The organism is Micromonospora sp. NBC_00617 (assembly GCF_045161355.1).
GTDB lineage: Bacteria > Actinomycetota > Actinomycetes > Mycobacteriales > Micromonosporaceae > Micromonospora.
The window spans coordinates 3,675,956-3,691,539 of the sequence record NZ_CP107751.1 but is presented as its reverse complement, the minus strand read 5'-3'; the positions used below and the strand labels follow the sequence as shown (position 1 = coordinate 3,691,539).

Below are 15,584 nucleotides of genomic sequence, written 5' to 3'. Positions count from 1 at the left end.
GGGAGGCCGCCGGATCGGATGCCACCGGGAAAGGAGCGGGTCATGGTCGGCGGCCGTCGCTTCCGCCCGGGTGGTGGCTTCGGCCGTCAGCTCGACGAGCACGAGACCCGCGTCGGCGTGCCGCCACCGCCGGAGCCGCCCCCGCCCGCCGGTGGCATGGTGGACAGTGCCATCTACATCCGGGGACACCGCTTCGCCTCGCCGGCCGGTCTCGCCGAGACGTACTCCTGCCTGCAGGAGCAGGACGAGGCGATGGCCTGGATCGGGTTGTACCGGCCCGACATCGACCAGATCTCCTCGCTGGCGCGCGAGTTCCGCCTGCACGACCTGGCGGTGGAGGACGCGATCAACGCCCACCAGCGACCCAAGCTGGAGCGGTACGGGCACACGCTGTTCGTGGTGCTGCGCGCCGCCCGCTACGACGACCTGCGGGAGGAGGTCGAGTTCTCCGAACTGCACCTGTTCATCGGGCCCGGTTTCGTGGTGACGGTCCGCCACGGCGAGGTCCCCGACCTGGCCGCGGTGCGGCGGCGGATGGAGGCCGACGCGCCGATGCTGGCCCAGGGGCCCGAGGCGGTCCTGTACGCGATCCTCGACCAGGTCGTCGACGGGTACGCGCCGGTGGTCGCCGGGTTGGAGAACGACATCGACGAGATCGAGACCCAGGTCTTCGGGGGTGACCCGAACGCCAGCCGGCGCATCTACGGCCTCAGCCGGGAGGTCATCGAGTTCCAGCGGGCCGCCCGGCCGCTGCTCACCATGCTCGACGCGTTGGCCACCGGCGCTGGCAGCTACGGCACCGACGAGGAACTGCGCCGCTACCTGCGTGACGTGACCGACCACCTCACCCAGGTGGTCGAGCGGGTGGACGGGTTCCGGCACCTGCTGCAGAACATCCTCACCGTCAACGCCACCCTCGTCTCCCAGCAGCAGAACGAGGAGATGCGCAGCCTGACCGCGGCCAGCTACGCGCAGAACGAGGAGCTGAAGAAGGTCTCCTCGTGGGCCGCGATCCTGTTCGCCCCCACGCTCATCGGCACCGTGTACGGCATGAACTTCGTCCACATGCCGGAGCTGAACTGGCGCTTCGGCTACCTGTTCGCGCTGCTGCTGATGCTGCTGGTCTGCGGAACCCTCTACCTGGTCTTCAAGCGGCGCGGCTGGCTCTAGGAGCGGGGCGCGAGGCTCACTCGATGCCGCGCAGGATGTGCCGCTCGTCCTCACTGTCATCGTCACCGGCGGCGATGCGACCGAGCAGCACGGCGGCGGCCCAGATGGTCAGGGGCGTGGCCGCCCCGGTCATCCCGCCACCGGTCCGGTCGTGGCTGGTCTGGCTCCGCTCCGTGCGCGGTGGCCTGCGCTGAGCCTGCATGGGCCCTGCCTCTCCTCGTCGAAGCCGCCGCGGGCGGCGCGGTGTGCGCCCGCGCCCCCGCCGGGCGGCCCGCTCGCGCGGGTCACCACCGGTACGGCATCCACGTCGAACCATCCCACGCCCGGCCGCATCCGCACCCCCTGTTTTCGGTTTCCCGACTGTCGCCCGCCAAACCGGACATCTCGCCCTCGATGGTGCATCGACTGGCCGAGTGGGTAGCGAGGCACGGGTGAGTGAAGCTCTCGACACGGCCGCACCCGCCGTTCCCGGACGCCGGGCGTTGCCCCCCTACCTCGTCGCGGCGACGCTCGCCCGGGGTGCGGACGCCGGTGCCGCGGTGGGGTGGTCCTGTTGGCCACCCTGCCGGAGGTCGGGGCCGATCGTCCGGCGCTGCTGGGCGGGTTGCTGGCCACCTGCCTGACCGCACCGCATCTGCTGGGGCCGTTGCTCGCCCGCCCGCTGGACCGGGCACGGGACGGGCGGGGCCTGCTGGCCGCCGCCTTCGCCACGTACGCCGGAGCTGTCGCGCTGGCCGCGCTGCTGCTCGGCCGGGTGCCGGTCGGTGTGCCTGCCGCGCTGCTGATCGTGGCCGGGGCCTGCGGGCCGCTGCTGACGGGGGGACTGAGCAGCCGGCTGGCCGCGCTCCTCGCCCCAGACGAGCGGGCGCAGCGCCGGGGTCAGGGCTGGGACGCGGTGACGTACGGGGTGGGCGGCAGCGCCGTCCCGGCCCTCGTGGCAGTGCTCGCCGCCGTGGCCGGACCCCGGATGTCCCTGCTCGGGTTGGCCGCCGCCACAGTGGTCGCGGCGGTCCTGGTGGGCACACTGCCGGCGCGTGTGCCCGGACGGCACGGTACGGCGCGGACCGTGCCCGCCGCGCGCGGCGGCCTGCGGGTGCTGCTCGGGCCCGGGCCGCTGCGCCGGGTCACCGGGGTCACCATGGTCGGCGCGCTCACCGGTGGGGCGATCTCGGTGCTCGCCGTCATGCTGGCAGCGGACCTCGGCCGGGAGGCGGCCTCCGGTGCGCTGCTCGCCGCCGCCTACGGGGGCGGAAACCTTGTCGCCGCGCTCCTGGTCACGGCGTTCCCGCTGACCGGCGAGCCGGAGCGGCTCACGTTCCGCTGGGCGGCGCTCGGCGCGGTGGCTGTCGCGCTCTGCGCGGCAGTGCCCGGCTTCCCGGTGGGGGTCGCCTCGCTCGGCGCCGGACTGGCCGGGGTGCTCGCCCCGCTGGGTCCGCGCCTGCTGCTGGTGGCCGGCGCGTCGGTCACGCTCGCCGCGACGGCCGGGGCGACGGTCTCGCGGCGGCGACGCGACGCGGCCTAATCCGAGTAATTTCCAACCCTGGCTGGACGGTGGGCGCAGCCGACGGCCGGCGGTGACCGATGGTCACCTCCGTGCGGGCGGATGTGGTCGTGAGCCGTATACCTCAGAGTCATATTCATACCTCTGAGGTATACCGCTCAACAGCACATCGACACTGCGGGCGGCCACAGCGGATGGCCAGCGGCCTTCGCCGCAACCCCAGCCCGTCTTGAGTCAGGACTTACTGGTCTAGGGCAGCGGATGGGCGATGCCGCGGGCGTGGTCGGTGAGAGCCGCACCGACCACTGTCGCGGCGACTGGCAGCACCTCCAGGCAGCGGCGTACCGCGGCGGCCATCAGCGTGTTCGGCACCCGCATGGACAGCGTGCAGTGCGGCACCCAGCGCCCCGGCTGGTAGTGCTCGACCAGGCCGATGCCGGCGGCGGCGAGCCGGCCGTGCACCAACCGGTGGTGCGCCAGCAGCTCCGGCGTAGGCGCCGGGCCGAGCCAGAGCACCCGCCCGACGAACTGCCCCGCGTACTGGAAGTCGAGTCGTAGGGGAGCCGCCACGACGGTGCCGCGCAGTGCCTCCGCTACCTGGGCGGGATCGAAGCGCGGCGCGACCGCGAGCGAGACGTGCGGACGGTGCCGCTGCTCCAGCAGCGAGCGCATGCTCTGCACGCCCTCGGCCTCCAACGCGTCCCACAGCACCCGGATCCGCCGGGTGGCATCCGGGTCCAGATACAGCTCCAGCGCCGCGACCACGTGATCACCGTAGCGGCCGAGGTCTGGCTGTCGGTGTCCGGCGGTACCGTGATCGGAAACCGACCAGGAGGCGTGCCCCGTGGACGTGAGTGACCTGCTGACCGAGACGTACGACCGGCTGCCCGACCTCGTCCGCGCGGCGGTCGATGGCCTCACCCCGCAGCAGCTGTGCCGGGCGCCCGGCGAGGGCGCCAACCCGGTCGGGTGGCTGGTCTGGCACCTGACCCGCGTCCAGGACCACCACGTCGCCGACCTGCTCGACGCCGAGCAGATCTGGATGAGCGGGGACTGGGCGGGGCGGTTCGGGCTCACCGCCGACCCGCACAACACCGGCTACGGCCACACGCCCGCGCAGGTGGCGGAGGTCCGGCCGGAGAGCGCGCAGGCGCTGATCGACTACTACGAGGCGGTTTCAGCGCGTACCGGAACGTTCCTGGCCGGGCTGCGCCCGGCGGATCTGGACCGCGTCGTCGACGAGTCGTGGGACCCGCCGGTCACTCTCGGCGTGCGGCTGGTCAGCATCGCCGACGACGACCTGCAACACGCCGGGCAGGCCGCCTACGTCCGCGGCCTCGTCGAGGCCGACTGACCCGCGTCCCCGGTTCACCCGGTTCGGGTGACTCCCGCTCACCCCCCGCCGGGTGATCCTGCGGAGATGCGGGAGGTGACCTGATGGACACGACGGCGGCGCGGTTCCTGCAGGACCTGGACGCCAGCCGGCGCCCCGATCTGGCCGAGACCACTGCCGGGACGCTGCGGCTCGACATGCGCGGCGAGGGCTGCACCGATCACTGGTACCTGACCATCGCCGACCAGCACGTCCAGGTGACCCGGTCGGCCGACGACGCCGACCTGCTGGTCCGCGCCGATCGGGCGGTCTTCGACCAGTTGGCCAGCGGTCAGCTGCACCTCGCCGAGGCGCTGCTGCGCAACGAGCTGACCGTGCGCGGCGACATGGCACTGCTGCTGTTGTTGCGGCGGATCTTCCCCGGTCCGGCCGACGCCCGGCATCCCCGTGCGCTGGGCCGGGCGGCCCTCGCGAGACAGGAGGGGTCACCGTGAGGCAGGAGCAGGTGCATGTGATCGCCGGCAACGTGTTCGCGATCAGCGACGCCCAGGGCGACATGGAGGTCGAACCGCAGGCGCCGGTCGGGCTCTTCTCGTTCGACACCCGCTTCCTGTCCCGGTGGGTGCTCACCGTCGACGGGGAACGCCTCAACGCGCTCTCCCGCGACGACATGACGTACTTCGAGACCCGGTTCTTCCTGGTGCCCGGCGCGGCGAGCCACTACGTGGACGCCGACGTGTCGATCATCCGGCACCGCTCGGTGCACGACTGCTTCCACGAGCAGATCACCGTGCTCAACCATTCGTCGAAGCACGCCGAGTTCACCGTGCGGATGGAGGTGGGCGCCGACTTCACCGACATCGCCGAGATCCCCGACGTCGCACAGCCCCGCCCGCGGCCCGTCCACGCCGCGGCCGACACCCACCGTGCGACACTCGTGCTGCGGTACGAGCGGGAGCGGTTCGGCCGCGTCACCACGGTGCGCAGCACCGCCCCCGCCGAGGTCGACGACGAGGGATTCACCTTCCGGATCAACGTCCCGCCCGAGGGGACGTGGGAGACCACCCTGCACGCCAGCATGACGATTCAGGGCGAGGGTGACCGGGACATGCGCGCCGAACTGGAGTCGCACCAGCAGGTCCTGCGGCAGGGATTGGGTGACGACCTGACCGCGTGGCTGGCCCGGGCCCCGCAGTTGGTGGCCGAACGGTCCGGCCTGGAGGAGACGTACCAGGGCGCTCTGGCCACCCTGGCGGCGCTGCGGTACGAGCCGCTCGCGTACACCGACCCGGTGCCGGTCGGCGGCCTGCCGTGGGCGATGGGATTGTGCGGGCGGGACAGCATCATCACCTGCCTGCAGAGCCTGGCGTTCACCCCCGAGCTGGCCCGCGCGACGCTGCGGATGCTGGCGCTGTTGCAGGGTGGCCAACTCGACGACGACCACGACGAGGAGCCGGGCAAGATCCTGGTCCAGCTGCGCTACGGCGAGTTGGCCGCGTTCGGCGAGCGGCGCAACGCGCTGTACTACGGCGCGGCCGACACCACACCGCTGTTCGTGGTCCTGCTCGACGAGTACGAGCGCTGGTCCGGCGACGCGGAGCTGGTCCGCGAGCTGCGCCACCCGGCCCGGCTGGCGCTGAACTGGATCGACGAGTACGGCGACATGACCGGTGACGGCTACGTGCGCTACCAGCGCCGCAACGAGCGGCACGGCGCGGTGAACCAGTCCTGGAAGGACTCCCGGGACGGGATCGTCGACGCGCACGGGCGGTTGCCCGCGTTTCCCCGCGCCACCTGCGAGGTGCAGGGCTACGCGTACGACGCGAAGCGGCGCGGCGCCCGGCTGGCCCGCGAGTTCTGGGGCGAGCCCGAGTACGCCGACCGGCTCGATCGGGAGGCGGCGGCGCTCAAGGAGCGGTTCAACCGGGACTTCTGGCTGCCGCACCGGGAGTACTACGCGTTGGCGCTGGACCCGTACGGCGAGCAGGTCGACGCCCTGGCGTCCAACATCGGGCACCTGCTGTGGAGCGGGATCGTCGCGGACGATCGCGCCGAGGCGGTCGCCGAGCACCTGCTCGGGCCTCGGCTGTTCAACGGCTGGGGTGTGCGGACGCTCGCCACCGGACAGCGCCCGTACAACCCGGTGGGCTCGCACCTGGGGGCGGTCTGGCCGTCGGACAACGCCCTGATCGCCGCCGGCCTGCGGCACTACCGCTTCGACGCGCATGCGGCCCGCATCGCGGCCGGCATCTTCGACATGGCGCAGACGCTGGGCGGAGCGGTGCCGGAGCTGATCGCCGGTTACGAGCGGAGCCTGACGAAGTATCCGGTCCAGTTGCCCTCGGCCGGTCGTCCCCAGTCGTGGTCCTCGGGCGCGCTGCTGATGTTGCTGGGTACCCTGTTGGGCCTGCGGCCCACCGGCGAGGACCTGCTGGTGAATCCCGCCCTGCCCACCGGCTTCGGTGGCATCGAGCTGCTCGACATTCCCGGCCGTTGGGGGCACACCGACGCGTACGCCGGCGACCGCTCCACCCACCCCGAGGGCCGACGGCGATCGTGACTCAGCTGCCGTCGCTCCGGCCTGTCGCACCGCTGGCGTCCTGATCGATGGACGGGGACACGTGGGCCGGGGCAGGGCGGCGGTGGTGTGCCTGGGCGCGGCGGAAACCCTGCACGGCGAGGCTCAGGCCGGCCAGCTCGTCGGGACGCGGCGCGGCGCGCACCGCCGTCAGGAGCAGCACGACCGGACGCATGCCGGTCGACGGGTGGACGGGGAAACCGCCGAGCAGCCGCTCGGCGGTTTCCTGGTCTATCCGGTCCGCGTTCATCTCGTGTCCCTCAGCGCCGACCCCGCGGGCGATGTCACATCCGCGTCCGGAGCGGGAACCGGTGGCGACGGCACGAGGCGAAGCGCCGAGGGCCGGCCGGGGCTCAACCCATGGTCTTCGACCCGTCGATCGCCTCACGCAGGATGTCGGCGTGCCCCGCGTGCTGCGACGTCTCGGCGATGAGGTGCAGCAGCACCCGCCGGACCGTCCAGCTCGCACCCGGCTCGAACCAGGGCGCCTGCGGCAGCGGGTGGGCCGCGTCCAGATCGAGGGTGGCGATCAGCTCGTCGGTGTGGGCGGCCACCGCCTGGAACCGCTCGACCAGCCCGGCCAGGGTCTCGCCCGGCGCCATCCGGAACTGGCCGACCCAGTCGATCTCCTCGCGCTGCATGGCCTCCGCCCCACCCACGGCGAACAGCATCCACCGCTCCTCGACGCCGGCGACGTGCTTGATGAGCCCGCCCGGGCAGAGCTCGCTCACGGTGCTGCGGGCGGCGGCCTGCTCGTCGGTCAGCCCGTCGACGGTCTGCAGGAGGAAGCCCCGGTGCTGGCGCAGCGTCTGCAGCAGGTCGGCCCGTTCCCCGGTGAGCTGCGCGGTGCTGGTCATGGTTGCCCTTCCGTCGAATGTCCGTCGGGCGTCAGCCTAGGAGCGGGCACCGACACTTCGGGCTCGGACACGACGAGAGCGCCGGCCGCCAGCGGTTGCCGATCCGGGCGCGGGACTGTCCACTGAACGACATGGGTGTGATCAAGGTGGGCACGTCGTCCTGGGCGGACCAGACGTTGCTGAGCTCCGGCTGGTATCCGCGCTCGGTCAACACGCCGGCCGGCCGGCTGGCCTTCTACGCGGGGCGGTTCCCGCTGGTCGAAGTGGACACGTCCTACTACGCCATTCCGGTGCCGGAGACGACACAGGGCTGGGTCGACGCGACGCCCGACGACTTCACCTTCAACGTCAAGGCGTTCAGCCTGTTCACCGGCCACCCGACGCCGGTCGCCGTGCTGCCCCGGGATCTGCGCCCGGCCGCCGGCCCGAGCCGGGTCCGCCGTCGCGATCTGAGCGAGCAGGCGTACGACGAGCTGTGGGCCCGCTTCCGGGCGGCGCTGGACCCGATCGCCGCCGCCGGCAAGCTGGGCGCGGTGTTGTTGCAGTTCCCGCCGTGGTTGGCGCGCGGGGCGGCCGCCGAGCGTCGCATCGTGGAGCTGGCGCAGCGGTGCCGGCCGTGGCGGGTGGCGGTCGAGCTGCGGCACGGGTCGTGGTTCGACGGCGACGCCGCGGCCGCGACCCTGGACCTGCTGCGCGCGTACGACCTGTCGCTGGTCTGCGTCGACATGCCACAGGGGCATCCGTCGTCGGTGCCGCCGATCCTGACGCGGACGGCGGAGCCCGCGATCGTCCGCTTCCACGGCCACAGCGACGCATGGGGTGACGGCGACAAGCAGGACAAGTTCCGCTACGCGTACGACGAGTCGGAGTTGCGGGACTGGGCCGTGCGGCTGGCCGAGCTGGCCGCAGACGTCGACGACCTGCACGTGCTGTTCAACAACTGCTGCGCCGGGCAGGCCCAGCGCGACGCCACCCGGCTGGCGCAGCTGCTCGCCGAGACCATGCTCGCTGATCCGCGGGTGCCGCCCGGGCCGCGCGGACCGGCCGCCGGTCGGACCGTCGCGGCACGCGCCTCCTCGAACGGCTGACGCCACTGCTGCCCGCGTGCACCCCGTTCCGAGCGGGCACGCGGGCAGCGCCGGTTGATCAGGAACGTCGACCCCGGCTGCGCAGCGCGTCCTCGGACCGCTCGTTGACGTCCGCGTCGTCGGGGAAGCTCCGACCGCTGGGCGCCGGATCCGGTGGCGCACCTGGGCCGGCCATCGTCGTGCGGGTGGGTTCGACCGAACCGAAGCCGTGCCGACCGGCCGGACCGCTGCGGCCAGCCGGGGCGCCCGCGCGCCGCTCACCGCGCCGTCCCTCGGGCACCGCTGTCTCCTCGCTGCCCTCGTCCATCGGCGAGTCGTCGTCGGTGCCCCAGGGCGCGTCGGCGTCGAAGCCGTCGCCGGTGCCCCACGGGTTGACCGCCTCCGGTTCCGGCCGATCGCCACCGCCACTGCTGCGTCCCTCGTGTGCCGTCATGGCCACCTCGCTCGTCGGTCCGCCGCTACCGACGGACGGAATGCCCGTCTCCGGGCCGGTCCTGCCCGCTCGGCACGCCGTGGGGCGTGGCGGGCGCGCAGGGCCGGCCGGCGCCCCGCCGTCGACGGTCCGGCGGGAAGCCGGCCGGCCCGACGCTCAGCGTCCGGACATGGCCATCTGTCGCTTGCCCATGCCCATGCCCATGCCCATCTTGGCCATGCTCATCGGCGCGCTGCGGATCCCGCCGGTGCGGTTGAGGATCCCGCGCAGCACCTGACCGGGCTTCTGCTGCTCACCCATGTACGCGGTGACCACGACCAGTGATCCGGTCAGCGCCGGAATCGCCCACTGGAGCAGCTTCATCTGCCGCTGCGAGGAGGCGACGCTGGCCGGCGTCTGCCCGTTGGGCTCGGTGGTGCCGTTGACCGGCGGGCCGCCCGCCTTCTCCAACCGCATGCCGACCAACCGGCTGTAGCCGGTGACCGCGAGCGCGCCGATCGTCAGCGCCGTCTTGATGGCGCTGGCCTTGCCGACCCCGCGCTGGGCCGCCACCCGTGGGCTCTCCGTGACCAGTTCGCCGACCGCGCCGGCCAGGTGCGCGCCGATCGCGGCCGCGTTGACCGGAGTCCACTTCGACCAACCGGCCGAGGCGATCGGCAGTCGCTGGGTCGAGTCGTTGATTTTCGCCGCTGCGCCGTTGACGCCGAAGGCACCCATGAGGGAGCCGCCGAACCAGGCCGCCAGACCCAGATCGTGCATCGAGCGCAGTGCGGTGTGTCGTTCGGACATGTGATCCCCTTCCGCCGTGTCGGGCGATGCGGCTTACCCGCCGCCCGGGCGGCTAACCCCGTCGCCCGCCGGCCGATCCCCGTCGCGCCGACACGACGGGGACGTGCGGACGTCGCGGTCGGAGATCGCCTCCAGAGGAGTTGTCCGCGTGGTGGCGGGTAGATCCGTCCGACGCCGACGAAAGAGGGGAACGCGATGTCGCAGCCGGATGAGGTCCGCGAGAAGACCCCCAAGACCGACGCGGTGCTCATGCACCCGGACAACGATCCGCACCGGAACACCGCGGAGGTCGCGCCGCGCAGGGACCACGGGCAGATTCAGGTGGAACGCGACGACGAGCTGGTGCCGCTGGACCAGGAGGAGTGAGCGGGGCGGGCCGCCCCGAGCAGCCGGTACGGCTCAGCGGGGCGGCAGGTCCGCGGCGAAACGGGCGATCCGGCCGGCCAGCGGTGTGCCGGCGCGGACCCAGGTGAAGTGGTCCAGCGGCGCCCCGGCGTCCGCCACCGTGTAGCGCTCGCGGGTCACCGGTGCGGCGGTGAGCTTCGCGCAGAGGTGGTCCACGGTCTCGTGCGGGGTGTACTGGTCGTCGTCCACGCTGATCGCCAGCACCGGTGTGCGCACCGCGCGTACCGCCGCTTCGGTGTCCGTGCCGTCGAGCCGGGGAAAACGGCCGGTTCGCGCGGTGTGTGCCCAGTCGCGGATCACGCCGCGTGCCTGCCGACCGCCGAAGCCCCAGCCGGGCCAGACGCCGAGCAGCGCCGCGGTGGCGGCGATGCCCTGGGTGTACGGCAGCACGCCGAGCCCCCGGCGACCCGGATAGGTGCGCCAGTACGGGACGCCCACCGCGACCAGCGCCAGAGCGTCCACCGCGTCGCCACCGTGGCGGGCGAGGTGCAGCAACGCGGCCTGCCCGCCGAGGGAGTGGCCGAGCAGCACCCGGGTACGCCCGTCCAGCCGCGACTTGAGCGCCGCCAGGACGGCGTCGACGTCGCTGGCCAGCTCGACGTAGCCGTACCGGTCGGCGCGGCTCGGGGCGGGCGTGCTCGCTCCGGTGCCCCGCAGATCCGCGACGATCACGGCCAGGCCAGCGGAGCGCAGCGCGGCGGCGAACGGCCGGTAGTAGCGGGCGCGGACCCCCATCGCGGGCCAGATCACCACCACGGGAGCGCCGGGCGGGCCGGCCGGCTCGGGATAGACCTGCACGCCGAGCCGAGCGCCGTCGACGTCAACGAACTCCTGCGCGTACTCCGGGTCCCCGTTCACCGGCTCAGCCTACGGCCCGGCGTTACCGGCGGGTAGCCGAGGCGGTCCGGACGTGACGGAGGCCCCGCCGGGTGGCGGGGCCTCCGGTGGCGCGACCGGTCAGGAGACGGAGATCGTCCCGTCACCGGCGCGGACACACGACACCGCGCGGGCGGCGGTGACGGCCGCGCCGGCGAGGCACCGGCCGAGCACCTGGTGCCCGGTGGCGTTCGGGTGCCACGACTCCTGGCAGGTCTGGAAGTAGCTGACGCAGGTGTTGGCGATCCGCTGAATGGCGATCTTGTCCTTGCCGGCGAGGCTGGTCACGAAGGTGCCGGTCGCGCCGTCCTGCAGCCGGATGGGCGTGGCCAGCGCGCCGGTCGGGCTGGACGTCGACTCGCACAGCCGCGCGCCGTCGAAGGCCCGCTGCACGTTGAGGTAGACCAGGTCGTCGGCGGGGAACTCGGCGGCCAGGGTGTCCCGGGTGGCCTTGACGATGCCACCCAGACCCTGCGAGAAGCGGTGCCCGGGGGCGAGGCTGGCCCGGTGGATCGGGCAGCCGGCCGCGTACCGCTCCGCGCCGAGGTCACGGAACTTGTCCCGGGTGTCGTCCCGGCCGTCCTCCTCGTAGTACACCGGGTTCACCTCCAGCGGCAGCGGGTTGGTGTAGTCCTGGAGCACCACCCGGTGCTGGCCGTCCGCGTCCACCTGATCGAGGGTGGTCAGGATCTGGCGTACGGCGGCGGTGGTCTCCGCGGTCGCGGCGCTGAGCTGCGCGGCGGTGGCCAGGTCGGCGTCGCTGCACGGCTTCTGCTCCACCGGCCCGTTCAGGTACGCCCAGAACTCCCACCAGCCGGTCCAGGCGTCGGCGATGAACCGGTTGGCGCACGTCTCCGCGACGCTGCCGAAGGTGAACGAACTGTTGTTGGAACCCAGGCCGATCAGCACGAGGTCGATGTCCTGGGTCTGCGCGACGGCGCGTAGCTGGTCGAGCTGGGCGGCCACGGTTCGGCCGTTGGCCCGCGCGCCGGAGGCGGCGGCGATGTCGTGCGGCTGGCCGCCGGAGCAGGCCAGGTTGAACCGGTTCTGGATACCCGGCAGGTTCGCCTGGTGGAGCGAGGCGTTCGCCGACCGGTGGCAGAAGTACGCGTTGTTGTTCGGCGCCGTCCAGCCGGGGAAGCTCTGGGCGACCCCGTTGGCGTCGACCACCGGGGTGTACGCCCCCGCGCCCTCCCCGCTGATGAAGCTGTCGCCGAGCGCCACGGCGGCGGTGGGCAGCGCGGCGGTCGCGGGGGCGGGTAGCGCGACGGCGGTCGACAGCGCTGCCGTGACGATCGTGAGTGCCGCGGCGAGCGCGGCACGGCGGAACCTGGGCATGGGGCCCCCATCCATCGAAAGATGAAAGATTCTCTGAGGGCGCGATCAGATCACCCCTGTGCAACGGGCGTCAATGGCCCGTAACGGAATCGTTCGATGAAGGACACCCACGCCTGGTGCGCCTGGCTGGCAGTTGGTCGGGCGGGCTGCTAGCGGCGGCGCAGCGCGGCGACGCCGGCCGCGTTCAGACCCACACCCCAGATCAGCAGTACGCACAGCCACTGCACCCAGCGCAGAAGGCTCATCTCGCCGGAGAGCAGGTGGTGCACGCTGCCGAGCGGGGTGAGCCACGGCTGCGCCGGGCGCAGGGCCTGCACGGCCTCCAGCAGCCCGAACAGGCCCAGCGGCAGGACGATCGTGGCGAGGAACGCGACGACCGGCGATCGCAGCAGCAGGCCCAGCCCGGTGCCCACGAGGCCGGCGACGATCTGCACCAGCACGCTGCCCACCGCGACCGTCCCGGCGAACCGCCAGGGCTCGTCCGCCACGTCGGCGGGAGTGAGGGCCAGCGTCGCGGCGCAGATCAGCACTCCCACGACGCCGATCACGACGGCCGGCAGCACCACCGCGAGCACCGTCGGGACGACATGGACGGTGCTGGACGCCCGACGCAGGTCGCGCACGAGCAGGATGCCGAAGAGTGGCGTCAGGACCGACATCACGCTCTGCACCGTGCCCGAGAGCGCGGCGAACGTCCGGTCGGCGGGCGCGGCGGCAGCGACCAGCGCCACGGCGCAGAACAGCCCCGCCGCCAGGGTGCCCGCGAGCAACCACCGCCGGGCCCGCGTGCCGAGAGAGCGTCGCAGGGCGTTGCGCGTCAACACGTCCATCACGATCACCTTCCGACGACCGGTCGGGCAGGTGAGCCTACCGTCGACGGTGTCCGTGCGTGGTCCCGTGATCACAGCCGTACCGGACGTTCGCGTCGAGGGAGAGGCCGACCACCAACCGGTCAGGGCGCGGCTGAGGCGTCGAAACCGGACAACACCACACCGTGTCGAGGTCCGCATCCGGAACGAGGATGCGGGCCTCGACTGCGGGGTGCCGTCGTCGTGTCGCATCTGCCGGTTAGGCTCGCTGCGGCGCGCGCCGGCCGACTGACAGTTCGGACGCGGCACCACACCGCCGAGACCGGGGAGTACGACCAGTTGACCGCAGAGCCTGACACCCTGTACGGGGCCGATGACCTCACCCACCTTGAGGGGCTGGACGCCGTCCGCAAGCGGCCCGGCATGTACATCGGTTCCACCGACAGCCGTGGCGTGGGTCACCTCGTCAACGAGATCCTCGACAACTCCACCGACGAGGGTGTCGCCGGCCACGCCACCACCGTCGAGGTGATCCTGCACGCCGACGGCTCGGTGCAGGTCGACGACGACGGTCGCGGCATCCCCACCGACGTGCACGCCAAGTCCGGCATCTCCGGCGTCGAGCTGGTGCTGACCCGGCTGCACGCGGGCGGCAAGTTCGGCGGCTCGGGCTACAAGACCTCCGGCGGTTTGCACGGCGTCGGCGCCTCGGCGGTCAACGCGCTGTCCCGCCGCTTCGACGTGACCGTCCGCCGCGCCGGCAAGATCCACGCGATGTCGTTCCGGCACGGCGTTCCGGGGATCTTCGACGGCGACGGGCCGGACGCGCCCTTCACCGCCGGCCCCGGCCTGCAGGTGATCGGCGCGATGAAGCGCGGCCAGCGCACCGGCACCTCGATCCGCTGGTGGCACGACGCCCGCTACTTCGAGACCGGTGCGGCGCTCGACGTCGACGCCGTCCGGATGAAGCTGCGCAACACCGCCTTCCTGGTCCCCGGCGTGACGTACCGGCTGCGCGACCTGACCGGGGAGGCCCCCGCCGAGGAGGGGTTCCACTACCCCAACGGGCTCAGCGACATGGTCGACTTCCTCGCACCGGCCGGCGACCGGCCGGTCTCCGGCATGCTCCTGGTCAACGGCGAGGGGACGTACCGGGAGAACGCCGCCGACGCCAACGGCGTCATGCAGTCCAACGTGCAGCGTCGCGCCGAGGTCGAGGTGGCGTTCCGGTGGGGCACCGGCTACGAGCGCACCGTGGAGTGCTTCACCAACACCATTCGCAACGCCCACGGCGGCACCCACCGCAAGGGTTTCGAGCGGGCGCTCGTCCGCACCCTCGCCGACGCCGTCCGCAACACCCGCGGCCTGCTCAAGGCCAAGGAGGAGCCGCCCACCCTGGACGACGTGCTGGAGGGGATGACCGCCGTGGTGCACGTGCGGATCCCCGAGCCGCAGTTCACCTCGCAGACCAAGGACGAGCTGTCCACCACCGGCATCACCAAGGTCATCCAGACCCTGGTCGACGCGCACATCAAGGCCTGGCTGGAGGACCGGCGCACCAAGGCCGAGGCGCGTGTCGTCCTGCAGAAGATCGTCGACGCGGCGCGGGTGCGGCTCACCCAGAAGCAGCAGAAGGACGCCGCCCGGCGCAAGACCGCCCTGGAGGGCGCGTCCATGCCGCCGAAGCTGGTCGACTGCCGCGCCACCGGGATCGACCGCAGCGAGCTGTTCATCGTGGAGGGCGACAGCGCGCTCGGCACGAGCCGCATGGCCCGCTCGTCGGAGTATCAGGCGCTGCTGCCGATCCGGGGCAAGATCCTCAACGTGCAGAAGGCCAACCTCCAGCAGGTTCTGGACAATGCCGAGTGCGCCGCCATCGTCCAGGTGCTCGGCGCCGGCTCGGGGCGGACGTTCGACCTCGCCGCGCTGCGCTACGGCCGGGTGCTGATCATGGCCGACGCCGACGTGGACGGCGCGCACATCCGTACGCTGCTGATCACCCTCTTCGCCCGGTACATGCGGCCGTTGATCGAGGCCGGTCGGCTCTACGCCGCCATGCCGCCCCTGCACAAGATCACCACCAAGGGGCGCAACCCGCAGACGGTCTACACCTACACGCAGGCCGAGATGGAGGCGACGGTTCGCAAGCTGGAGAAGGCCGGCAAGCAGATCGTCACGCCCATCCCACGCTTCAAGGGCCTCGGTGAGATGGACGCCGACGAGCTGTGGGACACCACGATGAACCCCGCGACCCGCGCCGTCCGCCGGATCACCCTGGACGACGTGGACGCCGCCGAGCGCATCCTCGAACTGCTGATGGGGGAGAAGGTCGAGCCGCGCCGCAACTGGCTCATCGACTCGGCCGACCGCGTCGACCGCGATGCGATCGACGCATGAGCACCGCTGC

17 protein-coding genes are annotated in these 15,584 nt (G+C 72.5%); 8 read left to right on the top strand and 9 right to left on the bottom strand.

Annotated elements, in window-relative coordinates; genetic code table 11:
• The first annotated feature begins 42 nt into the window (after positions 1 to 42).
• The gene (gene corA, locus OG505_RS16850; protein WP_405425560.1) at positions 43 to 1,170 is read left to right on the top strand and encodes a magnesium/cobalt transporter CorA; all 1,128 of its coding nucleotides are present in this window, start codon (positions 43 to 45) and stop codon (positions 1,168 to 1,170) included.
• A 16-nt stretch (positions 1,171 to 1,186) separates the two neighbouring features.
• Here the strand turns inward: corA and OG505_RS16845 are convergent, their stop codons facing one another.
• Entirely contained in the window at positions 1,187 to 1,372 is a 186-nt protein-coding gene (locus OG505_RS16845; protein ID WP_405425558.1) for a hypothetical protein, read from the bottom strand.
• 351 nt (positions 1,373 to 1,723) lie between these two features.
• On the opposite strand from OG505_RS16845, the gene OG505_RS16840 reads away from it, so the two are divergent.
• Entirely contained in the window at positions 1,724 to 2,692 is a 969-nt protein-coding gene (locus OG505_RS16840; RefSeq protein WP_405425556.1) for an MFS transporter, read from the top strand.
• A 228-nt stretch (positions 2,693 to 2,920) separates the two neighbouring features.
• On the opposite strand, the gene OG505_RS16835 is transcribed toward OG505_RS16840, so the two are convergent.
• Positions 2,921 to 3,436 (bottom strand): 2'-5' RNA ligase family protein, encoded by a 516-nt coding sequence (locus tag OG505_RS16835; protein ID WP_405425554.1) that lies wholly within the window; start codon positions 3,434 to 3,436, stop codon positions 2,921 to 2,923.
• Between the two features lie 79 nt (positions 3,437 to 3,515).
• Between OG505_RS16835 and OG505_RS16830 the strand changes: the two genes are divergently transcribed.
• From OG505_RS16830 to OG505_RS16820, 3 genes are all read left to right on the top strand, one after another.
• Complete coding sequence (locus tag OG505_RS16830) at positions 3,516 to 4,025, top strand: DUF664 domain-containing protein (protein ID WP_405425552.1); 510 nt, start codon at positions 3,516 to 3,518, stop codon at positions 4,023 to 4,025.
• An 83-nt stretch (positions 4,026 to 4,108) separates the two neighbouring features.
• A complete protein-coding gene (locus OG505_RS16825; protein WP_405425550.1) occupies positions 4,109 to 4,498 on the top strand; it encodes an SCP2 sterol-binding domain-containing protein in 390 nt (129 codons plus the stop codon).
• The gene (locus OG505_RS16820) at positions 4,495 to 6,564 is read left to right on the top strand and encodes a glycogen debranching N-terminal domain-containing protein (protein ID WP_405425548.1); all 2,070 of its coding nucleotides are present in this window, start codon (positions 4,495 to 4,497) and stop codon (positions 6,562 to 6,564) included. The genes OG505_RS16825 and OG505_RS16820 overlap by 4 nt, the downstream gene beginning before the upstream one ends.
• A 1-nt stretch (position 6,565) precedes the next feature.
• Here the strand turns inward: OG505_RS16820 and OG505_RS16815 are convergent, their stop codons facing one another.
• Both OG505_RS16815 and OG505_RS16810 read right to left on the bottom strand, forming a co-directional pair.
• Positions 6,566 to 6,832 carry a hypothetical protein gene (locus OG505_RS16815; RefSeq protein WP_405425546.1) on the bottom strand — a complete coding sequence of 89 codons (267 nt, stop codon included), beginning with the start codon at positions 6,830 to 6,832 and terminating at the stop codon, positions 6,566 to 6,568.
• Positions 6,833 to 6,935: 103 nt separating this feature from the next.
• Positions 6,936 to 7,439: a DinB family protein gene (locus tag OG505_RS16810; RefSeq protein WP_405425544.1), complete on the bottom strand. Its 504-nt coding sequence runs from the start codon at positions 7,437 to 7,439 to the stop codon at positions 6,936 to 6,938.
• A 131-nt stretch (positions 7,440 to 7,570) separates the two neighbouring features.
• Between OG505_RS16810 and OG505_RS16805 the strand changes: the two genes are divergently transcribed.
• Positions 7,571 to 8,527, top strand: coding sequence for a DUF72 domain-containing protein (locus OG505_RS16805; protein ID WP_405425542.1), 957 nt, complete (start codon positions 7,571 to 7,573; stop codon positions 8,525 to 8,527).
• A 58-nt stretch (positions 8,528 to 8,585) separates the two neighbouring features.
• Here OG505_RS16805 and OG505_RS16800 read toward each other — a convergent pair whose 3' ends face one another.
• The gene (locus OG505_RS16800) at positions 8,586 to 8,960 is read right to left on the bottom strand and encodes a hypothetical protein (RefSeq protein WP_405425540.1); all 375 of its coding nucleotides are present in this window, start codon (positions 8,958 to 8,960) and stop codon (positions 8,586 to 8,588) included.
• 156 nt (positions 8,961 to 9,116) lie between these two features.
• Entirely contained in the window at positions 9,117 to 9,749 is a 633-nt protein-coding gene (locus OG505_RS16795) for a hypothetical protein (protein WP_405425536.1), read from the bottom strand.
• Between the two features lie 195 nt (positions 9,750 to 9,944).
• On the opposite strand from OG505_RS16795, the gene OG505_RS16790 reads away from it, so the two are divergent.
• The gene (locus OG505_RS16790) at positions 9,945 to 10,115 is read left to right on the top strand and encodes a hypothetical protein (protein ID WP_405425534.1); all 171 of its coding nucleotides are present in this window, start codon (positions 9,945 to 9,947) and stop codon (positions 10,113 to 10,115) included.
• Positions 10,116 to 10,148: 33 nt separating this feature from the next.
• Here OG505_RS16790 and OG505_RS16785 read toward each other — a convergent pair whose 3' ends face one another.
• The 3 genes from OG505_RS16785 to OG505_RS16775 form a co-directional block, all read right to left on the bottom strand.
• Complete coding sequence (locus tag OG505_RS16785; protein ID WP_405425532.1) at positions 10,149 to 11,012, bottom strand: alpha/beta fold hydrolase; 864 nt, start codon at positions 11,010 to 11,012, stop codon at positions 10,149 to 10,151.
• A 99-nt stretch (positions 11,013 to 11,111) separates the two neighbouring features.
• Entirely contained in the window at positions 11,112 to 12,368 is a 1,257-nt protein-coding gene (locus tag OG505_RS16780; protein ID WP_405425530.1) for a hypothetical protein, read from the bottom strand.
• 149 nt (positions 12,369 to 12,517) lie between these two features.
• Positions 12,518 to 13,198, bottom strand: a complete 681-nt coding sequence (locus OG505_RS16775) for a hypothetical protein (protein ID WP_405425528.1) — start codon at positions 13,196 to 13,198, stop codon at positions 12,518 to 12,520.
• Positions 13,199 to 13,465: 267 nt separating this feature from the next.
• On the opposite strand from OG505_RS16775, the gene OG505_RS16770 reads away from it, so the two are divergent.
• The gene (locus OG505_RS16770) at positions 13,466 to 15,574 is read left to right on the top strand and encodes a type IIA DNA topoisomerase subunit B (RefSeq protein ID WP_405434542.1); all 2,109 of its coding nucleotides are present in this window, start codon (positions 13,466 to 13,468) and stop codon (positions 15,572 to 15,574) included.
• Positions 15,575 to 15,584 lie beyond the last annotated feature (10 nt).

Coding starts and splice junctions, on each gene's coding strand:
- corA (WP_405425560.1), top strand. CDS start 43: ATGGTCGGCGGCCGTCGCTTCCGCCCGGGTGGTGGCTTCGGCCGTCAG.
- OG505_RS16845 (WP_405425558.1), bottom strand. CDS start 1,372: ATGCAGGCTCAGCGCAGGCCACCGCGCACGGAGCGGAGCCAGACCAGC.
- OG505_RS16825 (WP_405425550.1), top strand. CDS start 4,109: ATGGACACGACGGCGGCGCGGTTCCTGCAGGACCTGGACGCCAGCCGG.
- OG505_RS16815 (WP_405425546.1), bottom strand. CDS start 6,832: ATGAACGCGGACCGGATAGACCAGGAAACCGCCGAGCGGCTGCTCGGC.
- OG505_RS16810 (WP_405425544.1), bottom strand. CDS start 7,439: ATGACCAGCACCGCGCAGCTCACCGGGGAACGGGCCGACCTGCTGCAG.
- OG505_RS16805 (WP_405425542.1), top strand. CDS start 7,571: ATGGGTGTGATCAAGGTGGGCACGTCGTCCTGGGCGGACCAGACGTTG.
- OG505_RS16800 (WP_405425540.1), bottom strand. CDS start 8,960: ATGACGGCACACGAGGGACGCAGCAGTGGCGGTGGCGATCGGCCGGAA.
- OG505_RS16795 (WP_405425536.1), bottom strand. CDS start 9,749: ATGTCCGAACGACACACCGCACTGCGCTCGATGCACGATCTGGGTCTG.
- OG505_RS16790 (WP_405425534.1), top strand. CDS start 9,945: ATGTCGCAGCCGGATGAGGTCCGCGAGAAGACCCCCAAGACCGACGCG.
- OG505_RS16780 (WP_405425530.1), bottom strand. CDS start 12,368: ATGCCCAGGTTCCGCCGTGCCGCGCTCGCCGCGGCACTCACGATCGTC.
- OG505_RS16775 (WP_405425528.1), bottom strand. CDS start 13,198: ATGGACGTGTTGACGCGCAACGCCCTGCGACGCTCTCTCGGCACGCGG.